The sequence below is a fragment of the Roseburia inulinivorans DSM 16841 genome, assembly GCF_000174195.1.
Classification (GTDB): domain Bacteria; phylum Bacillota; class Clostridia; order Lachnospirales; family Lachnospiraceae; genus Roseburia; species Roseburia inulinivorans.
The window spans coordinates 1-17,709 of record NZ_ACFY01000069.1; the positions used below are offsets into that span (position 1 = coordinate 1).

The 17,709-nt window shown below is 37.0% G+C and carries 22 protein-coding genes; 3 read left to right on the top strand and 19 right to left on the bottom strand.

What is annotated here, in order from left to right:
* Positions 1–334: 334 nt before the first annotated feature.
* Entirely contained in the window at positions 335–760 is a 426-nt protein-coding gene (locus ROSEINA2194_RS07775; protein ID WP_007885315.1) for a hypothetical protein, read from the bottom strand.
* Between the two features lie 206 nt (positions 761–966).
* Here ROSEINA2194_RS07775 and asnA point away from each other — a divergent pair, with 206 nt between their 5' ends.
* The gene (gene asnA, locus ROSEINA2194_RS07780; RefSeq protein ID WP_007885317.1) at positions 967–1,977 is read left to right on the top strand and encodes an aspartate--ammonia ligase; all 1,011 of its coding nucleotides are present in this window, start codon (positions 967–969) and stop codon (positions 1,975–1,977) included.
* A gap of 299 nt (positions 1,978–2,276) precedes the next feature.
* On the opposite strand, the gene ROSEINA2194_RS21925 is transcribed toward asnA, so the two are convergent.
* From ROSEINA2194_RS21925 to ROSEINA2194_RS07845, 16 genes are all read right to left on the bottom strand, one after another.
* Entirely contained in the window at positions 2,277–2,420 is a 144-nt protein-coding gene (locus ROSEINA2194_RS21925) for a hypothetical protein (protein ID WP_227970607.1), read from the bottom strand.
* The gene (locus tag ROSEINA2194_RS21930; protein WP_049887984.1) at positions 2,381–2,731 is read right to left on the bottom strand and encodes a lipid II flippase MurJ; all 351 of its coding nucleotides are present in this window, start codon (positions 2,729–2,731) and stop codon (positions 2,381–2,383) included. The genes ROSEINA2194_RS21925 and ROSEINA2194_RS21930 overlap by 40 nt, the downstream gene beginning before the upstream one ends.
* 155 nt (positions 2,732–2,886) lie before the next feature.
* A complete protein-coding gene (locus tag ROSEINA2194_RS07790; protein ID WP_007885323.1) occupies positions 2,887–3,558 on the bottom strand; it encodes a hypothetical protein in 672 nt (223 codons plus the stop codon).
* Positions 3,559–3,595: 37 nt separating this feature from the next.
* Entirely contained in the window at positions 3,596–3,838 is a 243-nt protein-coding gene (locus ROSEINA2194_RS21935) for a hypothetical protein (protein ID WP_007885325.1), read from the bottom strand.
* Positions 3,839–3,913: 75 nt separating this feature from the next.
* Positions 3,914–4,222: an ATP-binding protein gene (locus ROSEINA2194_RS21940; RefSeq protein ID WP_007885327.1), complete on the bottom strand. Its 309-nt coding sequence runs from the start codon at positions 4,220–4,222 to the stop codon at positions 3,914–3,916.
* Positions 4,223–4,411: 189 nt separating this feature from the next.
* Positions 4,412–4,960: a uracil-DNA glycosylase family protein gene (locus ROSEINA2194_RS19675; protein ID WP_007885329.1), complete on the bottom strand. Its 549-nt coding sequence runs from the start codon at positions 4,958–4,960 to the stop codon at positions 4,412–4,414.
* Positions 4,957–6,291: a B12-binding domain-containing radical SAM protein gene (locus ROSEINA2194_RS07805; RefSeq protein WP_007885331.1), complete on the bottom strand. Its 1,335-nt coding sequence runs from the start codon at positions 6,289–6,291 to the stop codon at positions 4,957–4,959. The genes ROSEINA2194_RS19675 and ROSEINA2194_RS07805 overlap by 4 nt, the downstream gene beginning before the upstream one ends.
* Entirely contained in the window at positions 6,288–6,908 is a 621-nt protein-coding gene (gene tmk / locus ROSEINA2194_RS07810; RefSeq protein ID WP_007885333.1) for a dTMP kinase, read from the bottom strand. The genes ROSEINA2194_RS07805 and tmk overlap by 4 nt, the downstream gene beginning before the upstream one ends.
* Before the next feature lie 103 nt (positions 6,909–7,011).
* A complete protein-coding gene (locus tag ROSEINA2194_RS07815) occupies positions 7,012–8,088 on the bottom strand; it encodes a hypothetical protein (protein WP_007885335.1) in 1,077 nt (358 codons plus the stop codon).
* A 16-nt stretch (positions 8,089–8,104) separates the two neighbouring features.
* A complete protein-coding gene (locus tag ROSEINA2194_RS07820; RefSeq protein ID WP_044927483.1) occupies positions 8,105–9,061 on the bottom strand; it encodes a PD-(D/E)XK nuclease domain-containing protein in 957 nt (318 codons plus the stop codon).
* A 1-nt stretch (position 9,062) separates the two neighbouring features.
* Entirely contained in the window at positions 9,063–9,749 is a 687-nt protein-coding gene (locus ROSEINA2194_RS07825) for a hypothetical protein (protein ID WP_044927486.1), read from the bottom strand.
* A gap of 140 nt (positions 9,750–9,889) precedes the next feature.
* Entirely contained in the window at positions 9,890–11,308 is a 1,419-nt protein-coding gene (locus ROSEINA2194_RS07830) for a recombinase family protein (RefSeq protein ID WP_252832566.1), read from the bottom strand.
* A complete protein-coding gene (locus ROSEINA2194_RS07835; RefSeq protein ID WP_252832567.1) occupies positions 11,227–11,892 on the bottom strand; it encodes a recombinase family protein in 666 nt (221 codons plus the stop codon). The genes ROSEINA2194_RS07830 and ROSEINA2194_RS07835 overlap by 82 nt, the downstream gene beginning before the upstream one ends.
* A 212-nt stretch (positions 11,893–12,104) precedes the next feature.
* Entirely contained in the window at positions 12,105–12,293 is a 189-nt protein-coding gene (locus ROSEINA2194_RS21945) for a hypothetical protein (RefSeq protein WP_227970605.1), read from the bottom strand.
* A gap of 12 nt (positions 12,294–12,305) precedes the next feature.
* Positions 12,306–12,521: a hypothetical protein gene (locus ROSEINA2194_RS21950; protein ID WP_007885357.1), complete on the bottom strand. Its 216-nt coding sequence runs from the start codon at positions 12,519–12,521 to the stop codon at positions 12,306–12,308.
* Between the two features lie 167 nt (positions 12,522–12,688).
* Positions 12,689–12,925, bottom strand: coding sequence for an SH3 domain-containing protein (locus ROSEINA2194_RS07845; protein WP_049887985.1), 237 nt, complete (start codon positions 12,923–12,925; stop codon positions 12,689–12,691).
* A gap of 270 nt (positions 12,926–13,195) precedes the next feature.
* Between ROSEINA2194_RS07845 and ROSEINA2194_RS07850 the strand changes: the two genes are divergently transcribed.
* Positions 13,196–13,582: a BlaI/MecI/CopY family transcriptional regulator gene (locus tag ROSEINA2194_RS07850; RefSeq protein WP_007885363.1), complete on the top strand. Its 387-nt coding sequence runs from the start codon at positions 13,196–13,198 to the stop codon at positions 13,580–13,582.
* Position 13,583: 1 nt separating this feature from the next.
* Complete coding sequence (locus tag ROSEINA2194_RS07855; RefSeq protein WP_044927490.1) at positions 13,584–15,389, top strand: BlaR1 family beta-lactam sensor/signal transducer; 1,806 nt, start codon at positions 13,584–13,586, stop codon at positions 15,387–15,389.
* Between the two features lie 88 nt (positions 15,390–15,477).
* Here ROSEINA2194_RS07855 and ROSEINA2194_RS07860 read toward each other — a convergent pair whose 3' ends face one another.
* Both ROSEINA2194_RS07860 and ROSEINA2194_RS07870 read right to left on the bottom strand, forming a co-directional pair.
* On the bottom strand, positions 15,478–16,026 hold the full coding sequence (locus ROSEINA2194_RS07860; protein ID WP_007885366.1) for a hypothetical protein: 549 nt from the start codon (positions 16,024–16,026) through the stop codon (positions 15,478–15,480).
* 439 nt (positions 16,027–16,465) lie between these two features.
* On the bottom strand, positions 16,466–17,698 hold the full coding sequence (locus ROSEINA2194_RS07870) for a DUF6070 family protein (RefSeq protein WP_007885367.1): 1,233 nt from the start codon (positions 17,696–17,698) through the stop codon (positions 16,466–16,468).
* Between the last annotated feature and the right edge of the window lie 11 nt (positions 17,699–17,709).

A 17,709-nucleotide genomic window follows, 5' to 3' on the forward strand; every position in this document is an offset into this window, starting at 1 on the left:
GAGGGGTTATACGCCCCTCCTGCCGTCATCCTTATTTTTTCTCATAAATGCCGAATTCATTCTGGATCAAAACATCGCCAACCTCTAATTCCAATGGCAGCTTATACTTCTGAACTTCTATGGAACCATTCTGTGTGGTCAACATCACACTTGTCTCCTTAAATGATTCAACTGTATATTCTTCTACTTCTTTTTTCTTTTAAACATAAATTGACGCCCGTTTTCCTATTCCCAAACTCTAAAAACCAAAGAAGATTATATCAAGCCTCTGTCATTCATGCAAGATATTTTTTCGTTGTTTTTCTTCCAGATAATGGCAGCGTATTTGTAGTTTTTATTTTAATTTGCGCAATATTTTTATGATCTTCACCTCAAAGACTACCGCAACTACAAGAATCAGCCCCATAACAATCAGACTATATGCTGCATCGACCCGATATCCTAACGCATCGCAGATGCTGGTAAAAAGAAGAGACAACACAAATACCAGTTTGATCAGTTCCACCATGCGGATCGTATATTTGCGTATCGCTCCGGTACAGACCTCGCGCGACAGTCCGTTAACGCGCTCCGGGTAAATAGCCAGCACAGTAAGCCCCATATAGACAAGAATCAGGATCAGCACATTCATGACAATACGCACTGCCCCTGCGCCGTAGACAATCCCATAATAAACCTGTAATCCCATATAAAATAATGCTGCTATCGCCGAAATAATCTCGAAAACGAGTGTCTCTGTTGACAAATGATTTTTCTTCATTCTATATCATTTCCTTTTCTGGTATTGCTATTTGCAATCTTCCCTGAATCCATAACATAGTTAGAATACAATATTTTTTTCTTTTCTAAAAGTAATTTTAGAATAATTTTAGAATTATGTGTTTTCTTTTCTTGAAAATCAGTTTCGCTGTGCTATAATTATTTAGGTTATGATTACGAATCAACACTAAAGGAGAACTTATATATATGGAAAAATTTATTATTCCAAAAGATTATCATTCAGAATTAAACCTGCATGATACACAGATTGCAATTAAAACAGTCAAAGATTTCTTTCAGAATCTTCTTTCCCAGAGACTGAATCTCTCCCGTGTATCAGCACCTTTATTTGTCGATCCTGATTCCGGATTAAACGATAACTTAAACGGTGTGGAACGCCCTGTTACATTTGATATCAAAGAACAGAACGGAAGGGAAGCTGAAGTTGTCCAGTCCCTTGCAAAATGGAAAAGATATGCTTTGAAAAAATATGGTTTTTCTTACGGCGAAGGACTTTACACAGATATGAATGCCATCCGCCGCGATGAAATCACCGACAATATCCACTCTATCTTTGTTGACCAGTGGGATTGGGAAAAAATCATCAAAAAAGATGAGCGTACCATTGCAACTTTGATGGATACCGTAAAGGTTGTATACAAATGCCTTCGTAAAACAGAAAAATATATGGCAATCCAGTATGATTATATTGAAGAAATCCTGCCTCATGACATTTTCTTTGTCACAACCCAGGAATTAGCCGACATGTTCCCGGACAACACTCCAAAGGAACGTGAGTATTACATCGCAAAAGCAAAAGGTGCTGTCTGCATTATGCAGATTGGTGATGTTCTGGAAAATGGCGAGCGCCATGACGGACGTGCTCCTGACTATGATGACTGGAGTTTAAACGCAGATATCGTTGTTTATTATCCGGTTCTTGATATCGCATTAGAGTTATCTTCCATGGGTATCCGCGTTGACAAAAAAGCTCTGCTTTCCCAGTTAAAGAAAGCCGGATGTGAAGAAAGAAAAGATCTTCCTTTCCAGAAAGCAATCATCAACGAAGAACTTCCATACACCATCGGCGGCGGCATCGGACAGTCCCGTATCTGTATGTTCTTCCTGCGCAAAGCGCACATTGGAGAAGTACAGTCCTCTCTGTGGCCAGAAGATATGATCGCACAGTGCGAGGAAAATGGAATCCAGCTTCTGTAAATCAAAAAAATTGCTATTGATATAAAAATCAGCACCCGCTTCACATTTTGTGAATGAGTGCTGATTTTTATTTCTTCTGCAAATTTCGGTTTACATTAATTCCAATCTGCTAACTGCTGATATAATTTTTCTTTTATATAATCCATATCCAATGCCTCACTCTACGATAAACTGATCATCCACTTACGCCTCTTAAAGATAATTAACGATACAACCAATCTGAATATTTCTTCCGTGGTAAGCAGTGTATACACACCCACAATTCCCCACTTAAATACATACGCTGCAAGCAGACACAATCAGCAGTATCTTCCAAGCTCTTTTGCGCTGCCATCTACACGGTACAGTCCGGTATATATTCCCGCCAGAAGAATGAGCAATGCCGATACGGCTTCCACTCCGGCTAAGCCCTGACAGTAATTTTGCAGAAACGCAATGACCATACCGGCTTATCTCCATCTTTTCTGATGCATAAGGCAAATCCAACTGCAATAAATACAAGGTTAAACAACTGCGAAATCAGTGTCGCGATCGCAGCTCCTTTTATTCCCATACATGGGAATCCGAATTTTCCAAATATCAGCAGATAATTAAGACCTGTGTTTACAGCGACTGCCCCAAAGCTCGCCAAAAATGGTATTGTGGCATGCTCCCTGCAGCGCAGCCATGAGGAAAAAATATTGCTGACCGCCATTGGAATATAGGAAAACGCTACTATTCTGAAATAGACCGCACCAGTATTTACAATACTCACATCCCTTGTGTATAGCCCAACTATCCCATTGATAACTCCTAGGATATTGTACCACAGATTGTTTTTTTCGGAAATTACTTTCCTGTAAAAATGGGCAGAAGAAAACCTCCAAATCTTTGGGGGACTTGGAGGCTTGATTCCGGCCATTTTATTATTTATATATCTGTTTTTACCCTTGCAGCATACATCAATTTATCGTAATCACTCCTGTCGATAATTTTGACTTGAATATCACTATTCACAATATCATAGTATACTAAGCCGCATGAATAACCAAAATATAAAAAATCATATTTGTCATTATATTCATTTAAAACCTGATCAAAGCATTCCTTTAGCAACTCTATTTTTATAGGTATTGGCGGCTCATCATAGAAAATAAATAAACCTAAGGTTTTAAAACCACGACTTCTATAGAGCGAAAGTTTCTCCATTTTTTTACGAATAGCATTTTGAAAGGTTACTATTTCACTTTCACTATTTTTAACAGGATACGATAATCCAAACTTTTCTACCCTTCCTCCATTATTTTCGATTATTTGTCTTCTTCTCTCTTTCTTACTATTATCATTCTCTAGACGATATTTGACAAATTCACTTTTTATTTGTGCCTCCTCAACAGTAACTGCTTCCGTAACTTCTATACCAACCACCCGTTCTTTATCACATAAATCCGGAGAATCATATACATTGAACTTCTTGTAAAAATCTCCATAACAATACTGTAATATTTCCAATGCAAGAAACTCAACATATTTTTTTCTGAAACGTGATGTCAAAGGTTTTTCAAATAAAAGTAATCTCTCTATATAATCTCCATCATACACTTACAACATCCCCTTCTATTCAAATTTTCATTCCAGATTACTTAAGCACTTCCCAATGACCACTTCGATTCGAGCCAATCCTTAAAATTTCACCGGCACTAACCATTTCTGCCATGTTCTGCTGAATTTGTCTAAATGATACTCCCAATTTACCCACTAACTCCCTTTGTGTTACTTTGGGATTTTCATTAATTGCTTCTTTGATTTGACTCCAAAGATTGACATCACTATTGACATCACTGATGTCAATGTTTTCTACACCATAATTCAAATTAGGCATTATAACCGTAAACTGATACCTGTCAGAGCGAAAAGAAGGTTTCTTTTCTTCACTATAATTAACCTGAAATTCATATCAGGATATTATCTTTTCAAATCCACTACCTTTTCTCTCCATGTATCCCAAGCGATTAAATACATCAGCTAAGACAGGATTTCTTCTTGTTGATGGAACAGATAACGGATCTCTTTCCTGAATTAAAGAACCATCCGGCATTCCTCCCGGCGAATAAATCTCCATTCGATCATCGTAGATATCTATATGAACTTCACTACCATTTACCAGATAATCTCTATGTGCCAGTGCATTTACCAATGCCTCATGATAGCTTCGCTCAACATATTCTGGCATCTCTATTCTGGAATTTGGTGTCTTTTTCCACATCTTTTTAGCGTTTCGCTTAATAAATGCTTCTCCATTTTCCTACACTACAAGTTTTAGTCCGAATCATTCAGATTTTAAACGCGAGGCAAAAAGTGTGCCATATGTCCCAGACTCCAACCGACTTAGTTCTCCGTCATTTTTATACCTGCGATTGTAGCAGGAACATATCACGCTTTATATCCATCACAACTATAATAATTGATTTATTATCCTTTCAACCCCCTCAATATATTCATCCATTCGTTTTCTTTTATAAACGTAAATATAAGATGGATGATGAATTGGTACATAATAAGTCCCTTCATATTTTTTATAATGATATTCAAATTCATCCCATTTTTCAAAATTGATTTTTAAATGTTTTCCAACAGATGAATAAACTTTTTCTCCCAACAAAAAAACTATTTTCGGAGACATTACCTGAATTTCACCAACCAAATGTTCAAAACAACTATCGATTTCTTTTCTATTAGGATAACGCAATTTTTGTTCCTCTGTTAAAGGAAGGCATTTTACTAAATTTGTTTTATATGTGATTACCTCTCCACACAATTCCTCTATCTTTTGAATCAACATTCCTGTATTGGTTTCCGGGGACAACGGGACTTCTTCATCAGATTCCATTTTTTTTGCCGAAAGACCTACCCAAAAAACATGACATTCTTTTTCTGTATCTAATAGCGGTTTTTGGTTAAAACACAAACCGCACTTTTGACATCTACGTATTTGCTCAATCATTGTTCTTCCTCTGTAAGTTTCTGTGTTTTTATAATATATTCATTTAACATTTCATCTATCTCCGCACTATAATTCCCAAATTCAAAATTGAACTGTGATCTTCCCTCAAATTGACTTATTGATTTATTAAATTCACACCCATGAATAATTCCAGTGCTTTTTACTATTTCATTATATAACTGTGTTCCATGATATGGTCTAAATTGGAACACACTGGTTCTAAATGTTCCAGGAGTCTTAAGCGATATTTCTTTTATTTTAGAAGCCAATTCATATGTTTTTTGAAAATCTTCTTTTGTTTCTTCTGGAAAACCATAAATAAAATACCCCTTCAAGTCAATTCCATTCTCCAGAATTTCTTTTGAGACAGTTATAACATCATCTGAACTACCAAGCTTATTTATTTTCTTTCTCATTCTTTCTGAACCAGATTCGATTCCAATAAACAATTCCCTACACCTTCCATTGTGGAGATCCTTCACTTTTTCAATATTTCCAATTAGAGACAACACATGAACCATTCCTCGCCAACTCAACTGTGGAAATTTTGAAAAAATATTATTTGCCATATCTATACTTTTACCATTTCTTAAAAACAAGTCATCTAAAATTCGAATGCTTTGTATATCTGGATATGTAGATAGTATTTCTTTGATTTCCATTATAACACTTTCTTCTGTGCGAATTCTGGTTGTAACATCTTTATTTAAGCTTCTGGCCCCTCCGCAAAACGCGCAATCAAACGCACATCCTCTCGATGTAATGATTGCTATTTCTTTCTCACCATAATGATTGTCTACTATCTCGTTTCCCAAATACCTCCTATCCAAAAAGACATTTGAAATGTCCTCTGGAAAATATTCCGAATCTTTATTAACTCTATATACAAATTTTTGATTCTTTTGTTCCTCTGGAATCTGATTGCATAATCCTAAAACAAGGGCAGGTATTATAAATTCTCCCTCACCAATAATTATGTTCAATCTATTTTGGGTATCCCATTGAAGTATATCAAAATAAATACTCTTAACGGCTTGTCCTCCGATAAAACAATCACATGCGATCTCAATACTTTCAATAATAAACTTCACCATTTCATAATTTTGCGTAAAAATGTTTATTCCAATATAATCTGGATGCATTTTATTAATAAAATTCGCTATATCTGTTACAGATTTTCTTTCTTTTACGCAATCTACAATAGTAACATCTATTCCCGCTTTTTCCAAATATGTTGCTATATATCCTAATCCCAGTGGTGATAAATACTGTTCTTTCTCTTTTGTGGTATCCCAAAATATAGGAGAGTTAAATAGAATAAATTTTTTCATACCTTCCTCCAGTTATTAACTACATAAGAAACCACTTTTTCTACATTTTCTTCCAAATTGTCATTGTTATAAATATTCATAACATCGATATTATATTTCCTTAATTCTATAATCCCTCTCTCCATAAAATCAAGTTCACTTTTTGACTGATTTCCTTTTTCAAATCTAGTCAATGTATCTCGTTCTGATAATCTTTTTTGCAAAACCCTTTCATCTGCAAACACTGCCAATTGCAAATCCGGCTTTATTATTTCAGAATTTGCAGTCAACACAAAAGTAGCACTAACACCATCCATTTCTTGCAATATTAGTGATGAAAGTATATACCTATCAGAAATAACCAGTTGTCCCTCTTCTAATGCAGGTATAATTTCATTGGTCATATGCTCATATCTATCTGCCGCAACTAAACACGCCAAACTTATCCCTGAATGTTTTTCTGCAAACTCTCTTAAGTAATTTCCCAGTTTAGTATCCGTGGGCTCCCTTGTTATATATACAGCATATCCCAATACTTCCAATTTATTTTTTATAGCCTCTATTAGTGTTGACTTTCCAACACCATTAGGGCCATCTACAGCTATAAAATAACCGTCTAGTTTTTCCTTCTCTAACATATAACCACCATCTCTATTGAAAAGAAAATATGTGTATCACAGTATCAATATATTTATCATCACTTTTGTTTATAATGGGATTTTCCAAAAGATTTTACCCCTGCTACAAGGCTTCCTGTCTCTGCCTTTCTAAAATTTCTGTATATTGTTCATACGCAGCTGTTTGGAACATTTTAAGTATTTCCTCCTGCACATCTAACATTGCCGGATGAAGACGAAGTCCATCAGCATCTGAATCATATTCATACGTTTTACATATATCTATTTTTAAATCATCATATTTAAAATTAATTTCTACAACCACCTCACGCAAATCAGCTAGACTCTCAAATTTATATCCCATAGTTGTAATATAAAAATCATTTTGCAAACACTCTTGCACAAATGAATTATTCCGAATACTAGTTCCACTCAAGATAGCACTTGTAATTCCCTGTAGATTTGATAATGCAGAATCTTCCTCTTCATCTAATTCCTTAGTCTCATCGTCCTCGGATCCTTCATACCTCTTTAATTCCACCTTTGTTACTGTTTCAAATCTCCAATCTAAAAAATTTCTTTTTATAAATTCATCAAAAAATGCAACTCGATTCTCATTTGTCAAAACCTGCAAAGATATATGTCTGGTATGTACTGCCGCATCCTTTCTTGTTGCTTCCTCTAAAAATTTGTTAATTTCTTTCATTTCTGATGTAGATGCTTGTCGAACATCAATTATAGCCTTTTCTTTTGAAACTTTTGTAACAATAATATCAGTATTTTTATATTGAGTGGATATAAACTCATTTCTTCCTGGACGAATTATTGAATATCTCAATTTTACTATCAATTTATCATCATTTACCCGACTTACAGCAGAAAGTCCGTAGCGTGTCATTCCAAAAGAGGCATTCCCAAAAAAGTCTTCCAAGTCATCCATAATATTATCAGAATCCTTGATTTCCATTTCCATCACTGAAGATTTTATATAATTTGCACCATCATCTAAAGATTGACTCAATTTTTCTATATCACAGTTCCCCCACAATATAGGATATACTTGCTCTGCAATTTGTTCTGAATTAGTAGATGCAAGTATAATGCCTTGATCTTTAAGTATTTTTCTTATACGAAACGGTTTCAGTTTTCCATCCTCAATCGCCCTTTTAAGCTCTTTGTTGTCAATATATTTTGATATCATCTTCTCCACCCCGCAATTAATGATTATCTACCACATTTAATTTTCGGTTCAATAAAAACTTAATCCTAATGGATTTTGTTATATCTTGAGATATCTTTCCATCATCATAATTACTTAGGATAGACAAGAAGTTTTCATTGATATAATCATTCTCCTCTTTTGTTTCTGTCCAAAAGCATATATCAAATCCGTCATATTGATTTTCATATTGAAAAGTTCTACACATACTCCACATATATTGAAAACTATCAGCACTAATTTTATCAAAAAAGAAGATGACTAAAATTCTATTCACACGTATATCTCCATTGCGACCAATTGGCACTTGTTCTCTTGCTTCACAAAAAACATACTTTGAAAACAGATGATTTATACTCCAATACTTTTCAGAAATCGGTTGAGAATTATTAATGCTCGGATATAAAACATTCAACCCATCATGATAAGATTCTTTAATCATCCGGCTGATTGCATCCCATCTTTCAATCATATTATTCCCAGCAATAAAAATCTTATATGGATTTCTTTTATTAGGAATTTGAATACCCGATAAATACTCATCAAATTTGGTTTGATTAAATTTCCCATCATTACAATTAACCAAAAGTAATGCACAATTTTTATCGGCTCCTTCCGCATAAAATTCTTGTAATTCGCTATTATTTCTAGCACAATCAATCAGGTTAAGCTCTTCATTAACCCATCTTTCAATTTCCTTTTGATTAATTTTACTCCAAACTCTGTTTTTACATTCAATAAAAACGCCTTGCACAGAGCCTATGTATGGATCTTTATACTCCATGTATAAATCAATCCCATGTGTCTGCTTAGGTTTTCCCTCAGCATTTTTGTGTGTACTCCGAGTGCATTTTATTTCTTTATCACTCATTTTCTTATTCCATTTAAACATACCTAATAAATCAACACCCAGTTGCTCTAATTTTTTCCCTATCTTCTGTGCATTTTCTCCCACATCAATTACCTCCCGCATACAACAGCATTTTATATATACATTCCAGTTCATTATCTTTTATCATTCTGCGCGCTTTATAAATAGTAACAGTTCCTGACATATGAATAACCATTCTGATAATTGACTCTGTGCGTTTCCACCTGAAGGATATTTTTTGAATATTCTTTTTGTATTTGTCAATCGTTTCAAACGGCATTTCCTCACGGGACAAATCCAAAGTACAGTCCGCTAATAATCCATCATTTAAAACAACTTGCCGTGCTGTAACTTTTCCAACATATATACCTTCCTCTTTGCTAAGGTACTCAATCATCCGCGTAAATTTCATTTCAAGTGCTTCTATTACAATATGATTGTCAAAAGCTAATGATATGGATGTAATAATTTTTTGTGCATTTTTGGCTGTTCCCCAAATGTCCATATAGTTATTTTTCATATCAATATGGAATTCTGTAACTACATATTTCTTTCTTGTAATAACCTCAAAATTATTTATCTGAAAATTATATTCTTGTGATTTATATATTTCTGCATATATATAAATACCAGACAGAGATGTTTCTGTGTAATCTTTTACCACAATTCTTGTCTCATCCAAAATATCATTTTCAATTCTGTTTATTATTTCATCTATATGATATTCCTGTTCAAATTTAATTTTATATAGCAGTATACTACTCGATGCCATACCATCGTCCCCTTCAGTTAAAGTCTTTTGTTTATTTATTATACACCTTAATCTTCGTTTGGTCATTATATATCTTGGTCTCCTTTGTAAATATTCTCGTTACTAGCAATCAGTAACAAACTCCCAATCGGCATCTTTTCTTACTCCTCTTCATTTTTACATTCTATCTCCGTTCCGTCCAGGAATACCACTAGCAATGTTCCATCTTCAAAAACCTTGATGTGGTCCAGCGTTTTCAGCATGAAGTCCGTATCCATCTTCGTCAAAGGTTCTGCCCCATCGGTGTATTCTATGAACTTCTCTGCTCGATAACCTTCCAATAGGTTCTCGCTCTGAAGCTGCTCCGTCCACTGCTCCATGAAATCCTCTCTATTCTCCACCAGTGCGTTCCAAGCCATCAGATAAGCCTTTATCAGTGTTTCTTCCTCTACGTGACGGTTGGTGCATCCCATGACTCCTTTGACCTTGTAGCGTTCACTGCACTGCCATACCTTACGGTCAACGCCCGTGCTGCTCTGCCAGCCTTTCCGTGCAAACACCTTATTACAGTCTCCGCAAATTATCTTTGATGCAAATGGATTGCTTTCTGGCCGATGGGAATAGGAGTTTGTCCCATGCTCCTCCAGATACTTTTTCCTGCGTTTTATTTCAAGCTGTACACATTCCCATATCCGCTTTGAAATGATGGCATCATGGTCATCCTCCACATAAAACATCTGAATTTCCCCTTTGTTCTGTGTCCGTTTCTTGGTGAGGAAATCCACCGTATAACTTTTCTGCAGCAAGGCATCACCCTTGTATTTTTCATTTTCCAACATACTCATTAAGGTTGTGGACTGCCACTTCGTACCGCCATCCCAGTTTTTCACACCCTCCCGTTCAAAAATCCTCTTGATGTAATCGGTTGTTTTTCCGTCCAGGAATTCCTGATACAACCGAATTACAATCGGCTCCTGTGTCCTGTTGATTACCAGCTTCCCCGTTTCATCCGTATCGTAGCCAAGAAAACGCTTTGTACTCATTTTGTGTTTTCCTGTTTCAAATCTTCTGCGGATTCCCCATGTGCAGTTCTCTGAAATAGACCGGCTCTCATCCTGTGCCAGTGAGGAAAGAATGGTAAGCAGCACTTCTCCCTTTGCATCGAGGGTATTGATATTTTCCTTTTCAAAAATAATCCCTATCCCCAAGTCCTTCAACTCTCGCACATAGTTCAGGCAGTCCAACGTATTTCTTGCAAATCGGGAAATGGACTTTGTAATGATCATGTCTATTTTTCCCGCCCTGCAATCCGCAATCATGCGGTTGAACTCGTCCCTCTTTTTGGTATTGGTTCCCGAAATACCTTCGTCCGCATAAGTCCCTGCATATTCATAGAGAGGATTTTCACTGATATAATTTGTGTAATAATTGACCTGATTCTCATAGCTTAATAACTGTTCTTCTTGGTCGGTTGACACTCGACAGTACGCTGCCATCTTCAATTTCTGCACTGACTGTGCTGTTCCTGATTCCGCAATCGAAATCTGCTTTGCTGGTATAACAGTAATGCTTCTTGCCATTTTTTAACCACCTCCTCAATCACTGTCTGTTCCGTAATGTTCAAGCCTTGCAATTCGGCATCATCAATCCTTATCCCTTTACATGTCTTGACTCCCTTTTCAATGTAGGTGCTGCAGAGCCATTGGATTTTCTTCTTGTAAACCTGTCTGCGCCGGAGTGTTTTTCCGCAGTAAGGGCAAATCAGCATTCCGCTTAAGGGATAGCGGTTTTGGAACTTCATTGTGCTGTCCTGTCCGATATTTCTGTCACGTTTTCTCTGTTCCCTGACTTCCTGCACCTTTTCCCATATCTCCGGCGATACAATTGGTTCGTGATTTTCCGAAATGTAATAACTCTGCACTTCCCCGCTGTTTTTCCTTGTATGGTTTCTTTTGTTTTCAGGGGTGTAATACTTCTGCAGATGAAAATCCCCTTTGTACTTTTCATTGCAAAGCATCCCATTGATGGTCCCGCTCTCCCATGTTGTTCCCGTCACTGTTTTCACGCCCATGTAATCAAGCAGCTCCCCAATCCTTGACGAGCCGACATTCAGTAGATAAAGATCAAAAGTCAGACTGACAATTTCCGCTTCCTTTCTGTTCACAATCAAATCTCCATATTCGTTTTTGTCATAACCAAGGAAGCGGGAGGTGGTAATCATCACTTCCCCTCTCTCAAACTTCTTCCGAATGGATCACTTATTGTTTTCACTCATGCTTCTGCTTTCTTCCTGTCTTCTGCTGTCTGTGGAAACTCTGGCATAAGCACAACCCCTTTTCTTTTGTAAGACCGAAGCTGGTCGTTTGTTAATCACTTTTACTCGCACGTTACATCACTTCCTTCAAAAAACCTTTTCTTAAACTCCTGAATCCTTCGGAAAATGGTCTGTGCATCCTCTACCTTGTCAATGCACACCACATCCACATTTTTCTTACTGCAAATCAGCATGAACTCCATAAACTGTCCCCAGTTACGGGCAATCGTAGCAGCCCTCATGGTAACCACAACATCTATCTTCTATGCTGCTCTTTCTGCTTTCAGACGATTAAATTCTTTTCTGTTCGGGTCGGCTCCTGAAGCTTCCTCAAAGAATATCTGTAAATCCCATTTCTGTTTTCCATATTCTTCTTCCAAACCCCTCATCACATCGTCCAGATATTTTTCATAGTCTCTGTCACGATGGTTGACTCTGCAGTAAAAAGCTACTCTATTTATCGTTCCTGCAATCACCATATAAATACGTACTCCTTTCGTTTTTGGTAGTATATAAATCACTCTAAACCCCTGTAAAGTCAAGCAATTCTATGGTTTCCACCCACTCTTTTTCCACTCTGTCCAAACTTGTCAGGAACCGAAAAAAGCAGCCAGACAGAAACCTATTGTCGCTGTCCAGCTTGCTTCTAAACCCTCTCGGCATAATCCAGTGAAATCCATCCATTACGATTTTTCTGATAAGATTTCAGAAGCCCCCAAAGGCTCGCACCCTTGCCTTCTGCTTCTTCCACAATAGTGAAAGCACCTTTTCCGATGTACTTACCAGTTTTATCGTAGTCTGTTCCCGGACCCTTGCGGATGTTCAAATCTTCGATGGATACTCTCACAAGATACGGTGTGAATGTAGCATTGGAATAAATCACTTTACCGGATTCATCAAATACGAAATATCTCCAACGTCAGACAGCACTCATGCATAAAAGAGGTAATTCAAACGAGTAAAGGAACCAGCTAATCCGTTGTGATTCTGGTTCTTTTCTTTTTGTTGCCTTTTACAAATCTTACTCTTGTAATATTTCAACCATTACACAAGTAAGATTTCAAGTCAATATGTTTTTTCTGAAATTGACAACCACATAAATAATGTCTATAATATATTTATTACAGCCGTAAGATTTAAGGAGGGATTTGAAATGAGTGATTTACCACAGATTTCTGAAGCTGAATTTGAAGTTATGAAAATCGTATGGAAACATGCGCCGATCAGTACCAATGAAATAACAGATAAATTATTACAGACCACCAGCTGGAGTCCTAAGACGATACAGACTTTAATCAAACGTCTCGTAACAAAAGGCGTTCTAACTTATGAAAAACAGAGCCGAGTGTTTGTTTATACCCCAGTCGTGAAAGAAAGCGAATACATCGGCCAGAAAAGCAACTCTTTTCTGGAACGATACTATGACGGGGATATCACTGCCATGCTGTCTGCATATATTGAAAATGACAGACTGTCTGAAACAGAAATAGACACCCTCCGCTCCCTTCTTTCAAAGAGGTCAAAAAAAGGAGGAAACTAACGTGGCTAATTTTATGATACGCTTTTTAATATGCAATGTATTTATCAGCGGTATCATCGGAATTCTTTTGATAGCCAAGCGGATATTCAAAAACAACCTGTCCAGTCGGATGCAGTATAATCTGTGGTTCCTGCTTCTTGGGTTGCTGACAGTTCCCTTTATACCGTTTCGTCTCATCGGATTTCCACAAATCTTCTCGTGGCTTGGTAGCTTAGGCGGTTCTCCTGCTTCCGACACCACAACCACTATGGGAGAAGCTGTGGGAATTAATCCGACTGGAAATACAGGCTGGATGAATGATTTCGCACTTTCTGTAAATAGTGAGACACCGTCCATTGCCGGATACATATTATTGGGGATATGGCTTGTAGGCATACTTGCAATGATCATATTGGTAATCAAATCTTCGCTCCGCTTACGCAGTTTGGAGAAATCTGCACTTCCCCTTCAGAACCTGAAAGTCCGCAGACTATATCAGCACTGCTTGGAAGAAATGGGAATTCACCGCAAGATCCCTGTTTACAGCACCGCATTTTTGAAATCCCCAATTATTGTGGGACTTTTGAAACCGTGTATTTATCTGCCGATTCATCTGATCTCTGATTACAACGAATCCGATATGAGGTATATGCTGTTACACGAACTGCAACACTATAAACACAAAGATGCTGTTGCAAGTTATCTGATGAACCTTGCCGGGGTGATATATTGGTTCAATCCTCTCGTCTGGTATGCGCTCAAGGAGATGCGTAATGACAGAGAGGTTGCATGTGACACCTCCGTTTTGAAAATGCTTGAAGAGAATGCTTACGAGGATTATGGCAATACACTAATTAACTTTGCAGAGAAGGTATCCCTATCACCTTTTCCGTTTGCTGCCGGACTTGGTGGAAACATGAAGCAGATGAAACGGAGAATCATAAATATTGTATCTTATGAGAAGCCAACATTTATAAAAAGAATAAAGGGCATGACTGCATTCCTATTGACCGCTGTTGTTCTCATGGGATTCGCACCTTTTATTTCTACTTACGCAGCAGATGTCAGTCACTACCAATGGGATTCCTCCTCAGAAAATGTTTCTTATATAAACCTTTCTACATACTTTGGGGAGTACGAAGGCAGCTTTGTTTTATACGATTCAGAAAATGATACATGGAGCATACACGACATAGAGCATGCCACCTTACGAGTTGCTCCAAACTCCACCTACAAGATATACGATGCTTTGTTCGGATTGGAAGAAGGCGTCATTACACCGGAAAATTCGTTCATTGCATGGAATGGAGAAACCTATCCATTTGAAGCATGGAACGCAGATCAGACCTTACAGTCTGCAATGAACTCCTCTGTGAATTGGTATTTTCAAACAGTAGATGAACAGCTTGGAGCCTCTGACGTTTACAGCTATGTTCAAAAAATCGGATATGGTAACGAAAACATGAGTGGCGATTACTCCTCTTATTGGATGGAATCCTCCTTGGAAATCTCTCCAATAGAACAGGTCGAACTTTTAACCAAGCTGCAGAATAACAGTTTCGGCTTCGCCCCTGAAAATATCAATGCAGTAAAAGATGCCATCCGCCTTTCATCTTCCGATACCGGAACACTCTACGGAAAGACCGGAACTGGCCGTGTGAATGGACAGGATGTAAACGGATGGTTCATCGGTTATATCGAAACTGCAGATAATACATGTTTTTTTGCCACCAACATTAGTGCAGACAGCGATGCTACTGGCGGCAACGCAACTGAAATAACCATGTCTATCTTATCAGACATGAATATCTGGGTATCACAGAAATAACAAAAACGAGTAAAGGTTAACTGTAGAATTAACTTTTACTCGTTTTTTCGAGGCTTATAAATATTAAATGTTTTTTCTTTTTTAATTACTACTTTTTGCAATATTCATAAATATTAAATGGTTCTTCTCTTTTTTCAAATAAGATATCAGCTTCTTTAATAATCTTAATAAGTTCTTCTGTCTCTACACCTACTGTTTTTAGTACAAGTAACTTCTTTTCATTCGTTATGAGAAAGAAAAAACCTTTGTGCAAAAAGACTCTATCTATTTCTTTAAGTTCACAGATCTTTTTGTCTTCTAATTTTATTCCCTGAACATCAATTTCCACTTTGTTATATCTTGATTTATTCCATACAAATTCATGGACATTATTTTCAAATTTTTTTCCCTTAGATTGAAACCAAATAATCCAAATCAATGCAATAATAGAAATCCCCATTCCCACATAAAACATCGGATAACTCTTTACAAAATAGCAGCCGATTGATAACAAAAATAATACTGGTGTCATTATATAAATAATTTTCCTTCTATTATTTTTTGTCTTAAGTAATTGATATGGCATAGCATATTCTAACGAAAGCATATACTCTAATGCTTTTCTATCTTCATCGGTCATAATAGACTTTATAATCATTTTTACTCCATCCTTCCCTTAAATACGTTAAGAGATTCCTATTCAAAAAGGGATCCCCCAATCGTTAATTATACTCTCCGTATCCTCTTCTAACTTCTTCCTTCTTGAAACCAACCAAACAATAACTGCCGCTGTAAAACCTACTGTACAAATAACTACTCCGAAAAAATGACTTCTAATGCTTCCATATTGGCATAAATGCCATAATTGGCACAATAGAAATATGTAAAATATGAAGCTACTGATTTTACTGATTTTGGAAATATATTTCATAATTCATCTTGCTCCTTTTTAGTGTCCACGTATATCCAATTCATCCAATAGAGAATTTTCACTTCCCCAAGAATATACAATGTAATAACCCCTGTCCTTTATTTCTTCATGTGTCCTCCATTCTCTTACATGTGTAAGATTAGCACAAAACACTTCTATTATCAAATCATTCTTTAATTCGGTATTGGTAGTCTGGTATGTGCATAATTCCGTCATTTAGGATTTCATTCCCCAAATACTGAAAACTGCCATCCTCTGCAAACCTTACCGTAAGTTCATGGGTTATGACTGCATCATCGCAAATAACCATATCACAAACCGCCTCCACCGTTAACGTGACTGTCCCATCATCATTTTCTTTGATATCCGTAACCTCTGGCAAAGAAGTTCCAAAGAAAGTAGGTGCATAATTTCCACATCCTAATCGAGCCCAATCATATGTGTGGTTTTCCTCGTCAAATACTGCGTACTGTCGTATCTGCTCCGCTGTTATCGGAAGATATTCCATAATCAGACTTTCGAATTCTTCTTTTGGAATACCATTTGGATAATCTTCGGAATTGAACTTTTCTCCATATTTCATTCCATACAGATATTCAAACATTCCGTTATAATCCAATTCACTCATATTTTCCGTATTCCAGTTGGAACACAAAAGGTTCTGTCCCTGATATCCAAGTCCCAAGACGAGGCGCTCAGACATCTCTCGCTGTTCCTCTGTCATAGGTTTTATTCTAATCACGCAGCTTCCATCCACAATTTCACTGACCTCCGGTGGCTCCGGCACACACAACTCGTAGCAGAACCATCCCTTATCTGTATATTTCCACTCTTTTAGTCTTGTATAGGAAATGTATGAAATCCCCGGCTTATTATCAGCATTCCAGATTCCTTTTGCACTTACAACATACATATCTGTTCCATCAAAAATGAATTTCATTCTGCCCAATCCACCATCGTTGTGGACTTCATAAATTACTGCAGAACCACTTTTCCCTTCCATACATTCTTTCAGAAAACTGTCAACACTTTCATAATTCTCCATGTTAGAATATGTTACCATTGTTGTAACCGGACATCCTGCATCCTTTAGCTTCCTCTGCATTTCCAAAACCGTTTGATCATCCAAAGCAACATTAGATGCTATCCCTTTATCTGCAGTTTCATAAATGTCAAGATAAAGTTCCATCTGCTTTTTACAGTCAGTCTCAGCTTCTTCCCTTTCCTGTTCATCTATCGGAAGGTCGTAGCCCTTTTCCCATTGTTCTGCAGCCTCTTCCTCGGCACTTTTTATCTCCTCCGTGGAAGATACATCTTCCGTATCTTTCACAAGAGATTCATCCACAATACTATCTTCTTTTCCACAGGCACATACGAAGCATCCAATCAGAAATGCCATACTCAGCAAAA